A 21,003-nucleotide genomic window follows, 5' to 3' on the forward strand; every position below is an offset into this window, starting at 1 on the left:
GAAGCTATATTGAGACAATGTGACGCAGCAATTACGCGCGCAAGCTCTTATGCGTTGCCGGCGGCCCTGAACTGAGCGCCCGTACGCTGCAGGTTCTGCGACAGGCTGAACAGCACGGCCTTGCGGTCGGCAACCGCAGCGTGGAATTGGTCGAGCGCGATGTTGAAGGCGGTGAGCGCGGCTTCCTCGATCGCGCCGTGATCGAAGCAGCGCAGCGTGTCGCGCAGGATGTCGTCGGCCTCGGTCTGCATCTGGTCGAGCTCTTCGGTCGTCTCGCATTTGCGCGCGGCCGCGATCATGTCGAGCAGACGCTCGCGCAGATGGCTGTTGTTGTCGCGCTCGTCCTTCTTCAGATAGCCCGCGAACCAGGCGCCGAGCGAGCCCATGGCCGACAGGGCCATCAGGCCCCACCAGATGTAATCGCTGTACCTGTCGAGGAAGGTCTTCTCCTCGCCGTCGACGAAGGCGGCGGCGCCGGGATGCACGGGGATCACGGCGTCCTTGTCGGTGTCGGGCGTCTCGATCTTCGCCGCGAGCGGGAATTCCGTCACCAATTGCTGGCGCACGGCGAACAGTTGCCGGGTGAATGCCGCGATGGTGGTTTCGGAGATACCTTTGCGCGCCACGATGTGGTGCGAGAAGCTGATGGTCTTGACCTCGTCCTCGGGCCTGTCGGGCGAGCCGCCATAAGTGCCGGCGGGAATCTCCGCGGCTTCATAGACCGGATGGTTCTGCGCGATCGCGTCGGCGGAATCGATTGCGAGGAAGGTCGGCGTCCCACCGTCCTTGGCGGAGGCCGCGATCGCATCCGCCGTGATCTTGCTGTTGACGGGGCCTGCGGCGAGATAGGCATCGGCCTTCTGGGCCTTGATCGCCTCGGCGGCTTCATTGGCCGGGAACTGGATGATCTCGACCTTGGCGGGATCGACGCTGTATTGCTGCAGGATCACCTTGAGCAGATTGACGTTGGCCTGGGTGCGGCCGACCACGCCGACGCGATGACCGGCGAGCTGCGCGATCTTGGTGATCTTCGCGCCCTTCTTCTTGCCCTTGCCGGGCACGGACCACAGCACCACGACGTTCTTGCGCAGGGTCGCGACCGCTTGCGCGTTCTTGGGAACGTCGACGTCGCCGCGCACGATGGCGAGGTCGACCTTGCTCTCTGCAAGCGCCTGGGCGCTGGCGGTGGCGCCGTCGGTCTGGATCGGCCGCAGCCGCACATAGCTCTTGTTCTGCGAGAAAGCCTGCGTCAGCGTCTGCACGAGCTTGATGTCATCGCTGTTGGCGGGGCCGACCGCGATCTTCAGCGTCACCGGCCGCATCGCGAAATAATAGCCGCCGGTGATCGCGCCGATGAGCGCGAGCACCAATGCGAGAGAGACAAGCGCGGTACGTCGCGCCGCTGATCGCGGCGACGTCGAGTTGGGCGCTTCGGCCAGGTCCAATCCCCCGGTCATCGATCTCCCGAACAGGCGCTTGAGGCTCAGTTTCATCTCGGCCGGCGACTTACGCCCGTAATTGTAGCAAAATTCTTGTCCGGAGGGGTTACATCTCCGTCATGGTTAGCGGATGGGCCCAGTCCCCGGTGAACCCGGGCCGTAGGCACGGTGTTAGGGTAAAGTTCCCCTGAACGACGGAGGCGATCATGGCAGAGCGGCTGACGGCGGAAGCACGCAAGCAGGCGCTGGGCGCCATACAGGGCTGGACGGAGGTCCCGGGCCGCGACGCCATCGCGAAGACCTTTGTCTTCAAGGATTTCAACGAGGCGTTCGGCTTCATGGCCCGCGCCGCGCTGGTCGCCGAGAAGATGGACCACCACCCCGAATGGAGGAACGTCTACAAGACCGTGGAGGTGGTGCTCTCCACCCACGACGCCGGCGGGGTCACCAGGCTCGATATCGAGCTCGCCCAAAAGATGAACGCCATCGCCGGCTGACACCGGGCTTACATCTTGCCGAGGCCGGCAGCATCCCCATCTTGTGATCAGCGACGGATGCGGCGATCTGCCGCCCTGGCTGAACGGGGAGTTTGCTGGACATGGCTGCCGAACACAGCGTCGGTTTCGAGCCGGCCGATCGGCTCGCGCAGGATCGCGAGAGCGTTCGCCGCCGCTTCTGGCGCAAGCTGAAGCGCGTTGCCGCCCAACTGCCGTTCGCGGAAGATCTGCTCGCCGCCTACTACTGCGCGTTCGACCGGCAGACGCCGCGCCATGTCCAGGCCTCTCTCCTGGGGGCGATCGCCTATTTCATCCTGCCTTTCGACTTCGTTCCCGACGTGATGCCGATCCTCGGCTTCACCGATGACGCCGCCGTGCTTGCCACCGCCATCCGCATGGTCGCGAGCCACATCACCAGCGAGCATCGCGAAGCCGCGCGTGCCGCGTTGAAGCGTGGGGTGGATGAGGGGGACGTGGAAGTGGCGTAGCAGACGCGGCCTCAGGCTTCCCCCCAGTCATTCCCCGCGCAGGCGGGGAATCCAGTATGCCGCGGCCTCTCGATCCAATCACCAGCGTCACGGAATACTGGATCTCCCGCCGGAGCCCGGGCTCGCCGAAGCGAGACCCGGTGGCGGACGATGACGATTGAGTGTGCGGATGGTGCTTGCCCCCAAGCACCGTCATTGCGAGCGAAGCGAAGCAATCCAGAAATGTCCCCGCGGCGGCAGTCTGGATTGCTTCGTCGCTTCGCTCCTCGCAATGACGCGGCTTACTTCTTTTCCGCCCGCGCGTTCTCCGCGTCCCACGCCTGGAATTGCCTGAACAGCGTTTCCCTCTCGGCATCGGAAACTTTCGCGGCCGCCGGATTCTGCTTCAGGAACGCCTCGAAGCGCTGGCGCGTCACCGGTTCGACGCCGTGCTTGTCGAGCCATTGCTGCGCCACCGGCAATCGGTTCCAGCCGGCGAGCGGTGCGGCGAGCGAGACCTCCTTCCACTTGGGATGGAACGGCGGGTTCTGGAGCGCGGGGAATTTGGTGAAGAACGCATCCACGAACAGCGCGAGCTTGCGATAGCGCTCGGTGTTCGGCGCCCAATTGTAGGCCGCCAGAACCGCGGGCACCGCGATCGTGTCGACGCTCTCGCCGTCCTTGATCAGGTTGGGATAGTCCTTGGCCGTGAGCGTTGCCGGCAGATAGTCGCTCTGCAGCGGCTTGGCGTAATCGACGTTGGCGAGATGGAAGCGGCCGTCATTGGCGAAGGTCGACACCGACTTGTACGGCTTGCCGCCGACCACGATGACGGCGTCGATCTCGCCGGCCTTCAGCTTCTCCATCGCGATGCGCTGCTCGACATAGACGAACTTCGCCTTGATCCCGAGCCGCTCGAACACGGTGAGCGCGGTGACGAAGGTGCCGCCGTTCGGCAGGTCCACGCTGACCGTCTTGCCTTCGAGGTCCTTCAATGTTGCGATCGACTTCGGCGCGATCACCTGCATTTCCTCGTTGTAGAGCTTGGTCACATAGGTGAACTGCCGCTTGATGTCCTTCGCAAAGCCCTTGCGCTCGAGATAATCGAGCGTGTCCGCGCGCACGACGCCGAGATCGACGCCTTGCAGGAACAGGATGTCGGCGACGCTCTGCACCGAGCCGCGGCCGACGATCGGAAGCACGCGGATCTTGTTGCCGTCGTCGAGCACGGAGGCGAGGTCGGCGCCGAACTGCACATAGGTGCCGCCGATCGTGCCTGTGATCAGCGTGACGGTGTTGGCGTTCAGCGCCTGTTTGGTCGAGTTGGAGCCGAACTGGAAAATCGCCTTCAGGCTGTCCGAGACTTTGGCCGGATCGTATTCGGTCTGTTCGGCACGGGCGGCGAAGGCACAAATTGTCATGATGGCGGCGAGCGCCATTCGATAGACGTTACGCATGGTGTCCTCTGAAGAGTTCTAGTTCGAGAGCTGGCTGAGGCGCTGCCGCGCTTCCGCCGATCCAAGGTTTGCGGCGCGCTGGTACCAGTCGCGCGCTGCGGACGGGTCGCCAACGATGGTCCGCGCATCGCTGGTGCCGAGCACCGCAGGATCATAGGTTTGCGCCAGCAGCAGCGCGGCGGTTGCATCCTTCGCATTGGCTGCGCGTTCGAGCAGCAGGCGTGCTGCGGCGATGTCGCCGACGCCGATCAGGCTCCGCGCCCGCGTCATCAATCCTGCCAGCGTGTCTGCGTCGAGCGTCCTGACGGGCTCGGGCGGTGGTGCTACTGGCTGCGCCGCGACAGGTGCGGGCGCTTGCACCGGCGTCTGGGCTTGCAGCGCAGTCTGGTAGGCGCTCGCGATCGCTTCGCGGCTTGGCGCCGGCGGCGCCGGAAGACTTTGCGCGTCGGCGCTCGCCAGCACCGCATTGGAGAGGCGGGCCGGGTCCTTGACCGGGGTCTGCCGCGCAACCGGCGGCGGAGACGCGGCAGCCTGCACCGTCGAGGCGTCGGCATAGGCGACGACGAGATCGCGCAAGTCGGATTGGAACACCCCAGCCAGGATCGTGGCTGCGGCGGCCGCCAGGACCGCCGCGAGAATGGCCGGGATGAACCTGGTTCTCGGGCGTAGCGCCTGCGGCGCATATTCCCGCGGGTCCGGCGCCCCGAGGGGGGCGGACAGGAACAGCGGCATTGGCTCGTCCTGCGGAAGATCAGCCCGTGCGGCGCGCGCACGGATATAGGACGCGGTAGACGAATGTGATGCAGATCGATCGGAGTCGAACGCCTGCGATTCCCTGGACGGACGGTACGCCGTCGTCTCCATGGTGATGCTCCCCATTACTAACGCAACGCAGGGGCATCCTGGGTTCAGTCTTCTTATTATTGTCCAGAAGCACCCCGCAAACTGGAACCGGTAAATCGCCGTTTGAATCAGCCTAAAAAACGACCACGGTTTGCGCGAATCAGGAGATATTTGGGTTTGATTGCGGCGAGCCGGGGGAATGCACCGCCATTTTAATCGTTCTGGTTGAAAGTTGCTTTACCAAGCCGGGCCATGCGCAGCGGCGCGCGAACAGCGGAAGGCATGGCGTTGCCGCTGCAAACTTCGCTGTCATTACCCCGCCTAGTGCGCAATTGCGCACGGGGGCGGGGAATCCAATACGCCGCGGCTTCTCGGCTAAGTCCCTGCTGTCTCTGAAATAGCGGGTCGTCCGGTCAAGCCGGACGACGACGTAGGTGTGGGCGAGAGTGCGCAGTATCGCGCCGCCACCCCATCACCTCACGGATGCAGGATCACCTTGCCCATGGCCTGACGTCCCGCCAGCACCTTCAATGCGTCGGCGGTCTGCGCCAGCGGGAAGGTGCGATCGACATGCGACGAAATCTTCCCTTCCGCCGTCCACCTCACGAGCTTTTCGAGATTGGCGCGGTTCTTCTCCGGGTTGAGCCGGGTCCACGCGCCCCAGAACACGCCGCGGATGTCGCAGCCTTTCAGCAGCGCGAGGTTGAGCGGCATCTTCGGAATGTCGCCGGCGGCAAAGCCGATCACCAGGAAGCGGCCTTCCCAGGCGATCGAGCGCAGCGCCTGCTCGGCATAAGCACCACCTACGGGATCGAAGATGATGTCGACGCCCTTGCCACCCGTGAGCTTTTTCAAGCCTTCCTTCAGATCCTCCTTGGCGTAGTTCAGCGTCAGCTCCGCGCCATGCGCCTTGGCGAATTCGAGCTTCTCGTCCGACGAGGCGCAGGCGATCACCTTCAGCCCCATCAGCTTGCCGAGCTCGCAGGCCGCAAGGCCCGTGCCGCCGGCAGCTCCAAGCACTGCGAGCGTTTCGCCCGGCTTGGGGCTCGCGCGATCCTCCAGCGCATGCAGCGCCGTGCCGTAGATGATGATGATACCGGCCGCGCGGTCGTAATCGAGATGATCGGGAATCTTCACGATCGAGGCGGCCGGCAGCGCGATCTTCTCGCGCGCGCCATTATGGCCGCAGGAGGCGACCACGCGATCGCCGGCCTTCAGATTGGTCACGCCGGGACCAATGCTCTCGATCACGCCGGCGACTTCCGCGGCCGGCGAGAACGGGAACGGCGGCTTGATCTGGTACTTGCCCTGGATCATCAGGAGGTCGAAGAAGTTCAGCGCCGCCGCCTTGATCGCGATCACGGCCTCGCCGGGACCCGCCATCGGATCCGGCACCTCGGCGAGCACGAGATCGTCGGGCTGGCAATATTGCGAGCAGAGGATGGCTTTCATGGTGGCACCTTCTTGAGAAGTAAGTACTGGGCGTTTCGAGTGGAATTATAGTTGGTCCGGTTTTGCCGGATTTAGGCCGACCCTACAATCAGGATTCTTTGTTCGAGGAGCGCACGGGCTTATCCTCGGCATTGCGAGCGAAGCGAAGCAATCCAGACTATTTCCGCGGAACGGACTCTGGATTGCTTCGCTTCGCTCGCAATGACGGAAAAGGGAGCATTCAAACGATGTTTGAAACAGGTCTGCTCAGGGACAAACGCATCCTCGTCACCGGTGGCGGCTCCGGCCTTGGCGCTGCGATGGGGCATCGCTTCCTCGCACTCGGCGCCGAGCTTGTGATCTGCGGCCGCAAGCTCGACCGGCTCGAAGCAACAGCGCGCGAGATGCGTGAAGAGACCGGTGGCAGGGTCACGACGAGCGCGTGCGACATCCGCAGCGGTGCCGCTGTCGACAGCATGATGGACGCGATCTGGCGCGAGGCTCCGCTCGACATTCTCGTCAACAACGCCGCGGCGACCTTCATCGCCCAGAGCGAGCATCTCTCCTTCCGCGCGGCGGACGCGATCCTGGCGCCGACGCTGCATGGCGCGATGTATTGCACGCTCGCCGCGGGCAAGCGCTGGATCGATGGTCGGCACAAGGGCGTCGTGCTCTCGATCCTATCGACCTCGACCATCACCGGCCGCGCCTTCACCGTTCCCTCGGCGATGGCGAAGTCGGCGGTGCTGGCGATGACCAAGAGCCTCGCGGTGGAATGGGGCCCGAAGGGCATCCGCACCGTCGCGATCGCGCCGGGCCCGTTCCCGACCGCCGGCGCATCCGGGCAGCTGCGCCCCGAGGGCCGCGAGGAGGGCTGGACCGCGCGCAACCCGCTTGGACGCACCGGCGAGCACGGCGAGCTTGCCGACCTCGCCAGCTTCCTGGTCTCGGACCGTGCCGCTTACATCAATGGCGAGATGGTGGTGATCGACGGTGGCGCGCATCTGCGCAGTTCCGGCGCCGAGGATCTGCTCGGCTGGAGCGATGCGCAGTGGGCCGCGCAGCGCGCCGCGCGATCTACGGGCTGACGAAGCGGATGACCTGCTAACTGCCTTCCCAAACAGGACTTTCCCGGCTATCCCTGCGCCGGGGACAACGCGCGGCCGGGCCATCTTCCAGTCACAATATTGAGGGAACCACTCCAGCATGTGGCGGGTGCTGATTTTAGCGTTGATGACTGTAGCGGCGTGGGGACTCGCCGGTTCCGCACGGGCGCAGACGGCGCAACCGGCGCCCAAGGCGACACCGGCTGCTCCGAAAGCGGCTGCGCCGGCGGCAAAGACGGCTGCAAAGCCCGAGAGCAAACCGGGGGCGGCGCCCGCCGCGGTTGCCGGCGGCGCGGAGCCGACTCTGATCGGGCAGTTCGGTACCTGGGGCGCCTATTCGGCCACGCCCAACGGCAAGAAGGTCTGCTTCGCGCTGGCAAAGCCCTCGTCGTCGAAGACCAATCCGCCGAACAGGCCGCGCGATCCCGCCTATGCCTTCGTCTCGACCCGGCCGGCGGAGAAAGTGAACAACGAAGTCTCGGTCATGATCGGCTACGCGCTGAAGCCGGGCTCGGAATCGACCGTCGAGGTCGGTGGCGCCTCGTTTGCGATGTACACGCAGGGCGACGGCCTCTGGATCAAGAATGCGGCCGAGGAGGAGCGGATGGTCGAGGCCATGCGTAAATCCGCCGATCTCGTCGTCAAGGGCGTTTCGGCCAAAGGGACGGAGACGACCGACACCTTCTCGCTGAAGGGCCTTGCCCAGGCGCTCGACAAGATCGCCCAGGATTGTAGGCGGTAACGCCTAAAGCATGATCCGGAAAAAGTGCGCAGCGGTTTTCCGAAAAGATCATGCGCAAACAACAAGCTAAAGCGCGATGACGATTCATCCTGATCTCGCCGCGCTTTAGTCGTTAAGGCTGAGGCGATAAGGTCGCAATCGGTGTTCCGGTTGCTATATAGAGCCGGTTCCAAACTTTTCCGTCATTCCGGGATGGTCCGAAGGACCAGACCCGGAATCTCGAGGTTCCGGGTTCGACGCTTCGCGTCGCCCCGGAACGACCACGCAATCAGGTCTATTCGATGCAACCGACGACCGAGCCGCACAACGCAACATTGCTGGAGAAGACTCCACTCGAAACCTATGTGCCGCCGGCAAAACCGTCGCTGATCGGCCTGTCGCGCAGCGAGCTCGCCGATCGCCTCGGCGAGATCGGCGTCGCACCCGCCCAGCGCAAGATGCGCGTGCAGCAGCTCTGGCATTGGCTCTATTTCCGCGGCGCTCAGAGCTTCGACGAGATGACCTCGATCTCGAAGGGCATCCGCGCCGAGCTCTCCCAGCATTTCACAGTCGATCGGCCGGAGGTCGTGGCCGAGCAGATATCGAACGACGGCACCCGCAAATGGCTGCTCCGCCTGCCGAGCGGCGACAATGTCGAGAAGGCGCATGAAGTCGAGTGCGTCTACATACCCGAGACCGATCGCGGCACGCTCTGCGTCTCCTCGCAGGTCGGCTGCACCTTGAACTGCGCCTTCTGCCACACCGGTACGCAGCGCCTCGTGCGCAACCTCACCGCCGGTGAGATCGTCGGTCAGGTGATGGTCGCGCGCGATCGCCTCAACGACTGGGCCGACCGCGAGGACGGCACGCGCCGCGTCACCAACATCGTGATGATGGGCATGGGCGAGCCGCTCTACAATTTCGACGCGGTGCGCGATGCGCTGCTGATCGTCGGCGACAATGAGGGCATCGGCATCTCCCGCCGCCGCATCACGCTGTCGACCTCGGGCGTGGTGCCGAACATCGTCCGCGCCGGCGAGGAGATCGGCGTCATGCTCGCGATCTCGCTGCATGCGGTGCGTGACGAATTGCGCAACGAGCTGGTGCCGCTCAACCGCAAATATCCGATCAAGGACCTGCTGCAGGCCTGCCGCGATTACCCCGGCGCCTCGAACGCGCGCCGCATCACCTTCGAATATGTGATGCTCAAGGGCGTCAACGATTCGCTCGAGGATGCGAAGCTGCTGGTGAAGATGCTCAAGGGCATTCCGGCAAAAATCAACCTAATCCCGTTCAATCCCTGGCCCGGCACGGCCTACGAATGCTCGGACTGGGACCAGATCGAAAAGTTCTCCGAGTACATCTTCAGCGCCGGCTATTCCTCCCCGGTGCGCACGCCGCGCGGCCGCGACATCCTCGCCGCCTGCGGTCAGCTCAAGTCGGAGACGGAGAAGCTCAGCGCACGCGAGCGCCAGGCGCTGCGTGCCATGGCGATGACGGATTGAGGATGAGTGCCCCACGCACTCTCGTCATGGCCGGCCTTGTCCCGGCCATCCACGTCGAGCCGCAAGTGAGAAAGTCGTGGATGCCCGGGTCGAGCCCGGGCATGACGATTGTGGGTGTGGCGATCCCATTGGTCAGCTGCTTGCTGGTGTCATGTCCCTGATCGGTCGCCTCATCGTCATCTTCATCGGCTTTCTCGCGGCCTGCTTCGTCGGCGGGATGATCGTCGTCATTGCGCTGCTGTTTCCGGAGTTCGCCGATCTCGGCGCGGGGCCCATCGATCAAGGTGCGATCGACATCCTGCTCGGCTTCGGCTTCATCTTCGTCTCGGGCTTTGCACTGGTACCGGCGGCGGTGATCGTCGCGATCACCGAGGCGCTCTATATCCGCAGCGCGCTCGCTTACGCCGTCGGTGGCGGCCTCGTCGGGCTCGCCTGCTATCTCGGTCTCGTTCCCTTCCACCCCGACACCTTGCAGTTCGAAGGCATCGTGCGGCGGCATCTGGAGATCATGACCGGTGCGGGCATCGTTGCCGGCGTGGTCTATTGGCTGATTGCCGGCCGCAATGCCGGCGCCTGGCGCATCCCGCCACCCCAGCATAAGCCGCCTCCCCCGCTGCCGTCGAATTCGCGGCCCGATGTGCGGTGATTTGCGCCGTCATTCCGGGGTGGTCAAGGACCAGACCCGGAATCTCGAGATTCCGGGCTCGGCTCTGCGAGCCGCCCCGGAATGACGGTCATAGGGTTTCCATCCCCGTCCCACTCCGCTAAACCGCGCGCCATGAACCGGACTGGACTTTTCATCGCTCTGGCGCTGTGGCTCGTGATCGGCGTGGTTTTCGGCCTCTATCCCGAGCTCGATCTCAAGCTCGCGTCGCTGTTCTTCGACCCCGAGACCAAGACGTTTCCGATCAAGCTGAACGAATGGGCGGCCTTCGCGCGTGACGCTGCGATGTGGATTGCCTGGGCGTTCGCTTTGCCGTCGCTGGTCGCGCTCGTCGTCAAGATGATCAGGCCCGACCGGCCGCTGATGGTGTCCGGGCGCGCGATCATCTTCCTGCTGGTGACGTTGACGCTGTCGGCCGGCGTCCTCACCAATCTCACCTTCAAGACCTATTGGGGGCGGCCGCGCCCCGTGGTGGTGACGGAGTTTGCCGGCGACCAGCAATTCGTGCCGTGGTGGGATCCGCGCGGCGACTGCGCGCGCAACTGCTCGTTCTTCTCCGGCGAAGGCGCGACCGCGTTCTGGACGCTGGCGCCGGCTGCGCTGGCGCCGCCGGCATGGCGGCCGCTCGCCTATGCCGGCGCCGTCGTCTTCGGCCTCGTCACCAGCGGCCTGCGGATGGCGTTCGGCGGTCACTTCTTCACCGATGTGTCGATCGCCGGCCTCGTCACCTTCGTGGTGATCTGGCTTTTCTACGCGCTGATCTACCGCTGGCCGCGCACACGGTTCTCGGACGCGGCGGTCGATGCCGCCCTGACCCGGCTGAACATGCCCGCCTACCGGCTTCGCCAGCGCCTGTTCGGTCGCAGGACGAGCGCCGAACCGTCTGTTTGAGCCATTAAATGGGTGCCGAGGCGTGCGAAATTTGTTATTCGCCCGATCAGTTCCTCCCTGACACCAGCCCTTTGAGACCCGATTGGAAGCCCCATGACCACGATCCTGAAAAGCCTGCCCAAGGGTGAGAAAGTCGGAATCGCTTTTTCCGGCGGTCTCGACACGAGCGCGGCGCTGCTCTGGATGAGGCAGAAGGGTGCGCGCTGCTACGCCTACACCGCCAATCTCGGCCAGCCCGATGAGGCCGACTACAACGAGATCCCGCGCAAGGCCGAAGCGTTCGGCGCCGAGAAGGCCGTGTTGGTCGATTGCCGCACGCAGCTGGTGCACGAAGGCATCGCCGCGATCCAGTCCGGTGCCTTCCACATCTCGACCGGCGGCATCACCTATTTCAACACCACGCCGCTCGGGCGCGCGGTGACCGGCACGATGCTGGTCGCCGCGATGAAGGAGGATGGCGTCAACATCTGGGGCGACGGCTCGACCTTCAAGGGCAACGACATCGAGCGCTTCTACCGCTACGGCCTTTTGACCAATCCTGCCTTGCGCATCTACAAGCCCTGGCTCGATCAGCAGTTCATCGACGAGCTCGGCGGCCGCGCCGAGATGTCGGCGTTCATGACGGCGCAGGGCTTTGCCTACAAGATGAGCGCGGAGAAGGCGTATTCGACCGACAGCAATCTGCTCGGCGCGACCCACGAGGCGAAGGATCTCGAAAGCCTCGACAGCGGCATCAAGATCGTCAACCCGATCATGGGCGTGCCGTTCTGGCGCGACGACTGTGCCGTGAAGGCCGAGAAGGTCGTGGTGCGTTTCGAGGAGGGCCAACCGGTCGCGTTGAACGGCGAGACCTTCACCGATCCCGTCGCGCTGTTCCTCGAAGCCAACGCGATCGGCGGCCGCCATGGCCTCGGCATGAGCGACCAGATCGAGAACCGTATCATCGAGGCCAAGAGCCGCGGCATCTACGAGGCGCCCGGCATGGCACTGCTGCACATCGCCTATGAGCGTCTCGTCACCGGCATCCACAACGAGGACACCATTGAGCAGTACCGCATCAGCGGCATGCGGCTCGGACGTCTGCTCTATCAGGGCCGCTGGTTCGATTCGCAGGCCCTGATGCTGCGCGAGACCGCGCAGCGCTGGGTCGCGCGCGCTGTCACCGGCGAGGTCACGCTGGAGCTGCGCCGCGGCAACGACTATTCGATCCTCAACACCGAGAGCCCGAACCTCACCTACGCGCCGGAACGGCTCAGCATGGAGAAGATCGAGGACGCCGCCTTCACGCCGGCCGACCGCATCGGTCAGCTCACCATGCGCAACCTCGACATCGCCGACACCCGCACCAAGCTTAAGCTCTACAGCGACACCGGCCTGCTCTCCGGCAGCGAAGGCTCGCAGATCTTCCGCCTCGAGAGCGACAAGGATTGATGCGTCCCGTGTCCCGGACAAGCGTTGCGGCACTGAGCCGGGAGCCAGAATCCGTAGCGTGGGCAAAGGCGCAACGCGCCGTGCCCACCATCTTTTTCCGATCGTGACGAAGATGGTGGGCACGCTTCGCTTTGCCCACCCTACGATGGCTGCGTGCTGCACTGCGTCCGGGGCACGAGAGTCGCGAAAACAAAAATGGCCGGGATCGCTCCCGGCCATTTGCGCTTGTGTGTGCGATTACCGCGGCGGCGCGGTGCCGGGCGGGGGCGGCGGCAACGAGGCCGTGCCGCCATTGAGCAGCGGCGTGATGCGGCGGATGGTGACGCGTCGGTTGATCCGGCTCGGCCCCTGCGTCTGCTCCTTCAGGTACTGCTCGCCGTAACCCTGGGACGTCAGGTTCTCCGCGGGCACGCCAAACTGCTGCGTCAGCAATTCGGCCGCGGCCTGCGCGCGGCGGTCCGACAGCGACAGATTGTCGACGTCGTTGCCGACCGCGTCTGTGTGTCCCTCGATCAGGAACACCTCGCGCGGGTTGCGCTGGATCGCCTGGTTGAGGCCGTCGGCAATCACCTGCAGCCGGGCCGCCTGGTCGGGCGGGATGGTCCACGATCCCGTCTCGAAGTTGATCGTGTTGACGTCGATGCTCGGCATCTGCATGCGAACATTGGGGCTGTAGCGGATCTCGTCGAGCGAGTAACGCCGCTCGATCCGCTGCACCGGCGGTGCCTGCATGGTCGCGTAGATCACGTCCGGCGAGGCCTCCTCGGCGTCGACGATGTAGCGATCATAGGGAATGTTCACGACCGGCGGCGGCACGTCGACATAGAAGCCGCCGACCGCGCGCGGATCGCGGTAGCTGTTGTCGATGATGACGATCTCGCGCCCGCCGGGGTCCCTGCGGATGCGCCGCAACAGCGAACCGTCCGGACCGACCACGGTGATCACCTCGCTGCCATCGGGGCGGACCACGACAGTGCGGGTTTCGCCGCCTTCGTTGAAGGTGCGGATGTCGCGGGCGCCATAGCGGAAGCGATAGAGATCGTTGCCGCGGACATAGGCCTGCCCGCCCGGATCGCGGATGATGATGCGGTCCGGCTCGGTGTAGACGGTGCGGCCGCCCTCGACGATCTCCTGTCGCTGGTTATGCATGTCGGCGATGGTGGCGCCGATCACGGCGCCGGCCACCACGCCTGCACCGATCGCGAGCGGGGTCAGGTCACGCTGTGGTGGACGCGGCGGAGGCGGCAGCGGTGCTGCGACCGCCGGCGCGGCCTGGAAGGCCGGGGCAACCGTCGGCGGACGGTATTGGGCCCGATCGGGCGGTGGCGTAGCAGCCGCGGAGCCGGGGACGACCGTCGGAGCTGCAGCGCCTGCCGGCGCCGCAGCTCGGGGCGGGAGACCGCCGGCCTGGGGCGGCGCAGCGGGAGCTCCGGCCGCAGGCGCGCCAGCAGGTGGCGTTCCACCCTGTTGGCCGGGCGTCGGCGTGGCCGTCGGGGCTGGAGTTGCGCCAGGCGCTGGCGCCGCTGCACCGGAGCGTCCGGGCGGCGGGGTCGGAGTGCCAGTGGGGGCCGGCGTGGCCGTGGCTCCCGGCGCCGGCGATCCCGCGGCCGGCGGCGTGCCCGGGCGTCCGCCGCCGGGCGGCGGTCCGCCGGGACGGCCCGCTGGCGGTGCGCCAGGCGTGGCGCCCGGAGCGGGCGTTGCGGTCGGCGCAGGCGTTATCGTCGGAGCGGGCGTCGCTGCCGGGGCGGGCGTCGCTGGCGCGCCGGGGCGGGCCGCAGGTGCAGCCGCTGCAGGCGGGGTCGCGGGTGTTGTCGGCGTTGCCGTCGGCGCAGGTGCGGGACGCGCCGCAGCTGGAGGCGGCGGAGGCGGAGGCGTCGGGGTCGGATGAGCTGCGGGCGGCGGGGCGGCCGTCGGGGCATGCTGCTGCGGAGCCGCGGCAGGCGGCGGCGCGGACGGCGTCGGTGCCGGACGAGCTGCAGGCGGTGCCGGAGGCGGCGGCGTCGGGGCATGCTGCTGCGGAGCCGGGGCCGGAGGCGGCGCTGCAGGCTGCTTCGGAGCGGCAGGCGGCGGGGGCGGTGGCGGAGCAGCCGGACGGGCCGCGGGTGGAGGCGGCGGCGGAGGCGCTGCAGGACGAGGCGGTGCGGCAGCCGGCGGTGGTGCGGCCGGCGGGTGAGGCGGTGCGGCAGCCGGCGGCGGCGAGGCGGGCGGATGAGGCGGCGCCGCAGCAGGCGGCGGTGCAGCCGGGCGCGCGGGTGCCGCGGGCGGTGCAGCCGCTGGCGGTCCCTTCGGCGGCTGCTTCGGTTTTCCGTCAGGGCCCGTCTCTTGGGTCTGGGCCTGCGCGACCACGAGTGGCGAAGCGCTTTGCGCATGCGATGCGGAGCTTGCCAATTGCATCGCGGTCAGAGCCGTGGTCGCAAGCAGCACGAAACGAAGGTTGGTCATGTGGTGAAATTCCCCGGAAGGTTCTTTGACGAAGTGTTGGGATGAACAGCTACGCGTTAGGCCGGATTGTGGCGGGCGAAGCCGTCGCGGGCCGATTTATTTCTGCATGTAAATCACGTCACTACGGCGACGTTCATTGCGCATTCAGACGCTGGTTGCAATCGCCTCACATGTGATGCTTCGTCTCATGTGTGATCTCGCGGCGAACTTGCATCCGTCGCAGGATTCGGTGTGCGCGGTCCGTTCGGTCCGCGTGGCGGAATCTCTTCAGGGATGCGGCCCGGCAGTTCGTCGGGCCGCGGTGATTCGCCGGGCTCGCGCACCGGTGGCGTGATTTCAGGCTGCGGGTTGCCCGGCGGAATTCCCGGCGGCGGCTCGCTCGGAGTCCCTGGTGTCGACGGCGGAATCTCGGGCGGTTCGATCGGCATCAGCATCATCGACATCAGTTGTCCGGAGGACGACAACGATGATCGCGCGCGGATGTTCCTTGTCGTGCCGTCCCGGAAACTGCTCTATTCCGGTGCGTGACAGACCGCTTCGATGTTGGGCCCGTCGGGGTCGAGCACGAACGCGCCATAATAGTTCGCGTGATAATGCGGACGAATGCCGGGCGCGCCGTTGTCGCGGCCGCCAGCCGCCATCGCCGCCTTGTAGAAAGCGTCGACCGTGGCACGGTCTTTCGCCGCGATGGCGACGTGCACCGGCTTGTTCATCGCGCCTTCGGCACCGAACCAGAACTCCGGCTTGCCGTTCGCGCCGAAGCCGGCTGCTGCGGCGTGACCGGTCTGCTCCGCCGTCACTTCCATGATCAGGCTGTAGCCGAGCGGCGCCAGCGCCTTGGCGTAGAACGCCTTCGCGCGCTCATAGTCGGAGACGGAGAAACCCAAATGGTCGATCATCGTAACCTCCGTAGTTGACGCCCGTCAGCGCGACAGGAACGTATTGCTCCGCGTCCTGCGCGCGATCGTAAAGCCGCGCGCGACCATGTCGGCAATACAATCCTGCTGCCATTCGTTTTGTGACAGATGCTCGATCACCACCGCGCGCGGCCACAGCGGTTGCGGCGCGTCGCGGAAGAAGCCGATCAGCACGCGGTCCTCGAAGCCCTCGACGTCGATCTTGAGCGAATCGACCTGCGTGATGCCGGCCTCTTCCATAATCCTTGTCAGCCGCAGCGACGGCACCTTGATGGCCTCGGCACTGGCGGCGCCGGTGACGACATGGGTGGCGCCGAGATTGCCGCCGCCGCTTTCGATCATCAACTCGCCGTCGCTGTCGCCCGCCGCGGCCTGCACCAGGCGCACCTGCGTTGCTCTCGATGCGGCGTGGTTGAACGAGAGTCGCCCGAAGGTCAGCGGATGTGGCTCGATCGCGACAACCTTGCCTGATGGTCCGACCTGCCTCGCCATGACCAAAGCAAATGTGCCGACATTGGCGCCGACATCGACGAACGTGCCGCCCGCTGGGGTGTGCTGGCGCAGGAAGTCGAGTTCGTCGAGATTGTAGTCGGGATTGAACAGCGCGCCGCGCTCGGTCGCGCTGCCCTGGTGATAGAGCCGGAACGAGGCGCCCTGGTACTGCACGTCGATCGGCCCGCCGCGCAGCAGATTCACCAGCCGCGACATCCACGGACGGAACGCCCCACGCTTCAGTCCCGACTGTTGCGTCAGGCGAATGATCACGGCCTGCGCCGCATTCGGCGCAAACGCGCCGAATGGCGCGGTTGATGGAGTGTTGTCGCGTGTCAAGCAGGCGGTCCTTGTTGCAGGCGGCGCATGCATAGCCGGTTTTGATGGGGGCCACAATTTCACTGTCGTCCCGCTTTCGCCGGGGCGACGGAGCCTCACGCCGCCTTCTTCGGCGCCTTCCGCTGCCTCAGGAATCGCCCGAGCAGCCTGCGCTTGCCTTTGCGCGGGATCAGGTCGACGTCGCTGACGAGTTTGGCGCCGCCTTTGCGACGTTCCAGCACGATCTTGCGGCTGTGGAAGGCTTCCAGTTCGACGCGATGCGCGACGCTGACGATGGTCGCCTTCGGCAGCTCGTCGGTGACCATTTTCATCATCTTGTCCTGGCTTTTCTCGTCGAGCGCGGAGGTCGCTTCATCGAGCACGACGATGTCGGGGTTGTGCAGCAACAGCCGCGCGAAAGCGAGGCGCTGTTTCTCGCCGCCCGAGAGCGTCTGGTCCCAGGGTCCCTCTTCCTCGATCTTCTCCTTGAGATGATCGAGGCCGACCTTGTGCAGGGCCTCGCCGATCTCCGCTGCGCTCCAGCTGTCGACCGCGCCGGGATAGGCGACGGCACGGCGCAGCGATCCCGACGGGACATAGGGCCGCTGCGGCAGCATGAACAGCCGCCGGTCGGCATGGAAATTGACGCTGCCGCCGCCCCAGGGCCACAGACCTGCGATGGCGCGCACCAGCGTGCTCTTGCCGGTCCCGGATTCACCGGCGACCAGGAGGCGCTCGCCGGGCTCGATCACGACTTCGGTCTCGCCGACCACGGCGGTGCCGTCATCGAGCGTGACGGACAGATCCTTCAGCTCCAGCATGGCCTCGTTATTGGTTTCGCCGCGCTTGATGCGGCCGAAGCCGTCGCCCTGCTCGGCGCGTTCGAGAGCGTCGAGCGACATCATCAGCGAGGCGATGCGGCGCGCGCAGGCATTCCAGTCGGCGAGCCGCGGATAATTGTCGACCAGCCAGCCGAACGCGCTCTGCACGATGGTGAAGGCGGAGGCCGCCTGCATCACCTGGCCGAGCGTCATGCTGCCGTCGAGGAATTTCGGCGCGCAGAGCAGCAGCGGCACGACGGGAGCAACGAGGCTCGATCCTTGCGACACCAGCGTGGTGCGCATGTGCTGGCCGGCCAAGCGTGCCCATTGTCGCAGCACGCCGGTAAATTTGCGGTCGATGCCGTCGCGCTCTTCCTCCTCTCCGCCGAGCAGCGCGATGCTCTCGCCGTTCTCGCGCACGCGCGTCAGCGTGTAGCGAAAGTCAGCTTCGGCCTGGTTCTTGTCCTCGGAGACCTGCACGAAGCGCCGGCCGATCACCATGATCGAGCCGGATGCGATCGCAGCGTAGAGGATCGCGGCGATCACGAGGAAGCCTGGAATGGTGATAGCGGCTCCGCCGAGCGTCACGGTGAGCGCGCCGCCGATGGTCCAGAGCACGACGATGAAGGTTGCGGCCGAGAGCAGCGCCGAGGTCACGCCGGCGAGGAAATCGACCGGCGAATCGGTCGCGATACGCAGATCCTCGGCGATGCGGTATTCCGGATTGTCGTGGTCGCCGCCGACGAGATTGAGCTGGTAATAGCGGCCGTTCGTGAGCCATCGCGTCAGCACGCTTGCAGTCAGCCAGGCGCGCCAGCGCCGCTGGATCCCCATGCGCGCAAATACCTGCGCCACGCCGAGCACGATGCTGCCGATCGCGAGCGGAAAGAACATCGCGGTGAGATGAAACACGCTCGCCGCGTCGCGCTTCTCGATGGCGTCGAAGATCGCACGATTCCAGACGTTGATGCCGTATTGGAAACCAACGGTGAGGACGATCAGCACGCCGAGGCCGATCGAGAACGGCCAGGCCAGCCGGTCGCCGTTGCGGCCCCAGAAGCCCCGCGCGCTGATCCAGAACCGCGCCAGCAGATAATCCTTGCGCACCTGCTCGGCTTCCTCCGGCGACAGCTCGGGGTCGGGCTCGAGCAATTCCGGCGGTGGCGGGGCGACGTCATCGCCATTCTCGCCGGTGATCTCGACGATGGGCGGCTTGTCGCCCTGTTCGCGCTTTGCGGCCGGCTTCTGCATGCGCGGACAACGCAAAGGAAATCAACCGGTTCCCTTCGGTTCCAGGAGGCCGGTCATTCCGCGGCGCCGTCGCGCACCCGGCGCAGCCGCGCCGCCCTGTAGAGCACCTGCGACAGCTCCTCGATCGAATAGGGCTTCTGCACGAGTTCGAAACCGACGCTGCCCTCGTGGGCAAGCGCCTCGCTATAGCCGGTCGTCAGCACCACCGGCACGCCAATGCCGCGGTCGCGGATGGCGTGCGCGAGGTCGAGCCCGGTCATTCCCGGCATGACGACGTCCGAGAACACGACATCGAAGCGGTCCGCGTCCACGACGAGCTCGGCGAGCGCATCGGTTGCGTTGTCGACGAGCGTGATGCTGTAGCCGAGCCCGGTGAGGCCGTCGGCTGCGAAATTGGCGAGCTCGATATTGTCCTCGACCACCAGCACTGACATGCCGCTGCCGGCCAATGCCGGCGCCGTGTTCGGCGCCTGACGCTGCGGCAGCAGGTCCGGCGGCACGCGCGGCAGATAAAGCGTGAAGGTGCTGCCCTGACCGACCTCGCTGATCACGGTCACCTCGCCGCCAGACTGCCGGGCGAAGCCGAACACCTGCGACAGGCCAAGACCAGTGCCGTGGCCGACCTGCTTGGTGGTGAAGAACGGCTCGAAGATGCGGCCGAGCCGCGCGGCAGGAATGCCGATGCCGGTGTCGCTGACTGCGACGCTGACGAAACCGTGGCTGCCGACGAGATGTGCCAGCGACTCCGGAACGGTCGCCGCCGGTTGAACGGCCAAGGTGATCCTGCCCTTGCCCTGCATGGCATCGCGCGCATTGGTCGCCATGTTGATCAGCGCGGTCTCGAACTGGCCGGCATCGGCATTGACGAGGCAGGGCTCGGCCGGCAGCCGGATCGCGATCTCGATCGCCGAGCCGAGCAGGGTCGCGAGCATGTCGTGCAGCGATCGTATCCGCTCGCCGACGTCGAACACTTCCGGCTTCAAGGTCTGCCGCCGCGCAAAGGCGAGCAGCTGCGAGGTCAGCTTGGCCGCGCGCGCGACGGCGTCCGCGATCGCGGTGATGTAGCGCTGCCGCCGCTCCTCGGTCAGCTGCGGCCGGTTCAACAGGTCGACCGAGGCGCGGATCACCGTCAGCAGATTGTTGAAGTCGTGCGCGACGCCGCCGGTGAGCTGCCCGAGCGCCTCAAGCCGCTGGCTGTGCTTGAGCGCCTCCTCGGCATCGCGGCGCGCGGCGGCCTCGGCCTGCAGATGCTGGGTGCGGCGGAACGCGAATGCCAGCAGCAGGAACAGCAGCGCGGTGGCGGGAACACCGAACACCAGATGCTGGCCGATCGTGGCGTACCAGCGCGCGCGAATCGCCGAGGTCTCGAGGCCCGCGCTGACATAGATCGGATATTCGGCTACGCGCCGGTAGCCGATGCGCCGCTCGACCCCGTCCGAGGCCCAGTCGATGGTCATGAGGCCGTGGTCCGGGTGAGCTGCGATCTTCTGGCCAACCGGCCCGGTTGGATCGAGCCGGAGGTCGCGGTCGAGCCGCGGAAAGTGCGCCAGCACCGTCCCATCGGTGCGTCCGATCGCGAAGAAGCTGCCCGGGTCGGAGCCGATCCTGGCATAAAAGCTCTCGAAATATTCCGGCAGGACCGACGCCTGGATCACGCCGATGAAGCGGCCGTCGTCGGAATCGCGGCGGCGGCTGACGCCGAAGAAGCGCGCGCCCTGGTAGGGCGGCCGCGGCGTCAGCGGCGTGCCGATGAAGGTGCCGATGGCCTGGTCGACATGAGCGAGAAAATAGTCGCGGTCGGCAAAGCTTTGGTCCGGCGGCGGTGAGACGAGGCTGTTGACCAGCGATCGCCCGTCCGCATCGAAGATCCAGGCCGATTTCAGCTGCGGCAGCGAATCGGTCAGGCGCTTCAGGCGCTGGTGCAGCGCCGGCTCGCGCGCGCGGATCGCATCATCCGAAAGGCCGCGCACCACCTCGTTGATCTCGGCAAGGCTCCGGTCGATGGTCTCGAACACCTTCAGCGCGTGCTCATGGGCGACGTCGAGCGTGCGCTCGATCTCACGGTCGGCGATGTCGTTGGTCGAGGTGTAGGCGATCGTGGAGGCGAAGACGAACAGCGCAATCGGAAGCGCCAGGGATGCAGCCATCATCCACTGCAACAGTCTCAGCGAGTTGCGTTGCGCGCCCTGCACGGTCGGTCCCGGTCCCTGGCCGGGGAGCTTACTTGAATTTCGCGCCGGGAAGGAAGCGGCTTGTCGCGGGAACCTTTGGTTGTATTCCAAGGATTCGCCCGCGGCGCGGGTCGTGGCA

General features: G+C 65.9%; 18 protein-coding genes. 8 read left to right on the forward strand and 10 right to left on the reverse strand.

Translation table 11 applies throughout. The annotated features are described in order from the left end of the window. Positions 1 to 47: 47 nt before the first annotated feature. Entirely contained in the window at positions 48 to 1,493 is a 1,446-nt protein-coding gene (locus tag AC5V87_RS01450; protein WP_495369777.1) for a TAXI family TRAP transporter solute-binding subunit, read from the reverse strand. A gap of 152 nt (positions 1,494 to 1,645) precedes the next feature. Between AC5V87_RS01450 and AC5V87_RS01455 the strand changes: the two genes are divergently transcribed. Continuing rightward, positions 1,646 to 1,936 carry a 4a-hydroxytetrahydrobiopterin dehydratase gene (locus AC5V87_RS01455; RefSeq protein WP_456841822.1) on the forward strand — a complete coding sequence of 97 codons (291 nt, stop codon included), beginning with the start codon at positions 1,646 to 1,648 and terminating at the stop codon, positions 1,934 to 1,936. A 101-nt stretch (positions 1,937 to 2,037) separates the two neighbouring features. Then, a complete protein-coding gene (locus AC5V87_RS01460; protein WP_456841823.1) occupies positions 2,038 to 2,424 on the forward strand; it encodes a YkvA family protein in 387 nt (128 codons plus the stop codon). 281 nt (positions 2,425 to 2,705) lie between these two features. Here AC5V87_RS01460 and AC5V87_RS01465 read toward each other — a convergent pair whose 3' ends face one another. The 3 genes from AC5V87_RS01465 to AC5V87_RS01475 all read right to left on the reverse strand — a co-directional run bounded on the left by AC5V87_RS01465 (position 2,706) and on the right by AC5V87_RS01475 (position 6,155). Next, complete coding sequence (locus AC5V87_RS01465) at positions 2,706 to 3,860, reverse strand: TAXI family TRAP transporter solute-binding subunit (RefSeq protein ID WP_456841824.1); 1,155 nt, start codon at positions 3,858 to 3,860, stop codon at positions 2,706 to 2,708. A gap of 18 nt (positions 3,861 to 3,878) precedes the next feature. After that, entirely contained in the window at positions 3,879 to 4,592 is a 714-nt protein-coding gene (locus AC5V87_RS01470; protein WP_495369778.1) for a hypothetical protein, read from the reverse strand. 588 nt (positions 4,593 to 5,180) lie between these two features. Then, positions 5,181 to 6,155 (reverse strand): NADPH:quinone oxidoreductase family protein, encoded by a 975-nt coding sequence (locus AC5V87_RS01475; protein WP_495369779.1) that lies wholly within the window; start codon positions 6,153 to 6,155, stop codon positions 5,181 to 5,183. Positions 6,156 to 6,382: 227 nt separating this feature from the next. Here AC5V87_RS01475 and AC5V87_RS01480 point away from each other — a divergent pair, with 227 nt between their 5' ends. The 6 genes from AC5V87_RS01480 to argG all read left to right on the forward strand — a co-directional run bounded on the left by AC5V87_RS01480 (position 6,383) and on the right by argG (position 12,452). Beyond that, entirely contained in the window at positions 6,383 to 7,222 is an 840-nt protein-coding gene (locus AC5V87_RS01480) for an SDR family oxidoreductase (protein ID WP_495369780.1), read from the forward strand. A gap of 118 nt (positions 7,223 to 7,340) precedes the next feature. Then, positions 7,341 to 7,982, forward strand: a complete 642-nt coding sequence (locus AC5V87_RS01485; RefSeq protein ID WP_456841828.1) for an invasion associated locus B family protein — start codon at positions 7,341 to 7,343, stop codon at positions 7,980 to 7,982. A gap of 281 nt (positions 7,983 to 8,263) precedes the next feature. Continuing rightward, positions 8,264 to 9,466, forward strand: a complete 1,203-nt coding sequence (gene rlmN / locus AC5V87_RS01490; protein WP_495369781.1) for a dual-specificity RNA methyltransferase RlmN — start codon at positions 8,264 to 8,266, stop codon at positions 9,464 to 9,466. 151 nt (positions 9,467 to 9,617) lie between these two features. Continuing rightward, positions 9,618 to 10,112: a hypothetical protein gene (locus tag AC5V87_RS01495; protein ID WP_456841830.1), complete on the forward strand. Its 495-nt coding sequence runs from the start codon at positions 9,618 to 9,620 to the stop codon at positions 10,110 to 10,112. 132 nt (positions 10,113 to 10,244) lie between these two features. Continuing rightward, positions 10,245 to 11,021 (forward strand): phosphatase PAP2 family protein, encoded by a 777-nt coding sequence (locus tag AC5V87_RS01500; RefSeq protein ID WP_456841831.1) that lies wholly within the window; start codon positions 10,245 to 10,247, stop codon positions 11,019 to 11,021. Positions 11,022 to 11,114: 93 nt separating this feature from the next. Continuing rightward, positions 11,115 to 12,452: an argininosuccinate synthase gene (gene argG / locus AC5V87_RS01505; protein WP_495369782.1), complete on the forward strand. Its 1,338-nt coding sequence runs from the start codon at positions 11,115 to 11,117 to the stop codon at positions 12,450 to 12,452. Positions 12,453 to 12,689: 237 nt separating this feature from the next. On the opposite strand, the gene AC5V87_RS01510 is transcribed toward argG, so the two are convergent. The 6 genes from AC5V87_RS01510 to AC5V87_RS01535 all read right to left on the reverse strand — a co-directional run bounded on the left by AC5V87_RS01510 (position 12,690) and on the right by AC5V87_RS01535 (position 20,885). Next, on the reverse strand, positions 12,690 to 14,894 hold the full coding sequence (locus AC5V87_RS01510) for an OmpA family protein (protein WP_456841833.1): 2,205 nt from the start codon (positions 14,892 to 14,894) through the stop codon (positions 12,690 to 12,692). A 185-nt stretch (positions 14,895 to 15,079) separates the two neighbouring features. Beyond that, positions 15,080 to 15,322: a hypothetical protein gene (locus AC5V87_RS01515; protein ID WP_456843499.1), complete on the reverse strand. Its 243-nt coding sequence runs from the start codon at positions 15,320 to 15,322 to the stop codon at positions 15,080 to 15,082. Positions 15,323 to 15,406: 84 nt separating this feature from the next. Then, positions 15,407 to 15,793: a VOC family protein gene (locus tag AC5V87_RS01520; protein ID WP_495369783.1), complete on the reverse strand. Its 387-nt coding sequence runs from the start codon at positions 15,791 to 15,793 to the stop codon at positions 15,407 to 15,409. Positions 15,794 to 15,817: 24 nt separating this feature from the next. Beyond that, positions 15,818 to 16,642, reverse strand: coding sequence for an FkbM family methyltransferase (locus tag AC5V87_RS01525; RefSeq protein WP_456841835.1), 825 nt, complete (start codon positions 16,640 to 16,642; stop codon positions 15,818 to 15,820). 95 nt (positions 16,643 to 16,737) lie between these two features. Continuing rightward, the gene (locus AC5V87_RS01530; protein WP_495369784.1) at positions 16,738 to 18,693 is read right to left on the reverse strand and encodes an ABC transporter ATP-binding protein/permease; all 1,956 of its coding nucleotides are present in this window, start codon (positions 18,691 to 18,693) and stop codon (positions 16,738 to 16,740) included. A 53-nt stretch (positions 18,694 to 18,746) separates the two neighbouring features. Beyond that, positions 18,747 to 20,885 (reverse strand): ATP-binding protein, encoded by a 2,139-nt coding sequence (locus AC5V87_RS01535; RefSeq protein WP_495369785.1) that lies wholly within the window; start codon positions 20,883 to 20,885, stop codon positions 18,747 to 18,749. Positions 20,886 to 21,003: the final 118 nt, after the last annotated feature.

It is taken from the genome of Bradyrhizobium sp. SOJA106 (assembly GCF_059448745.1).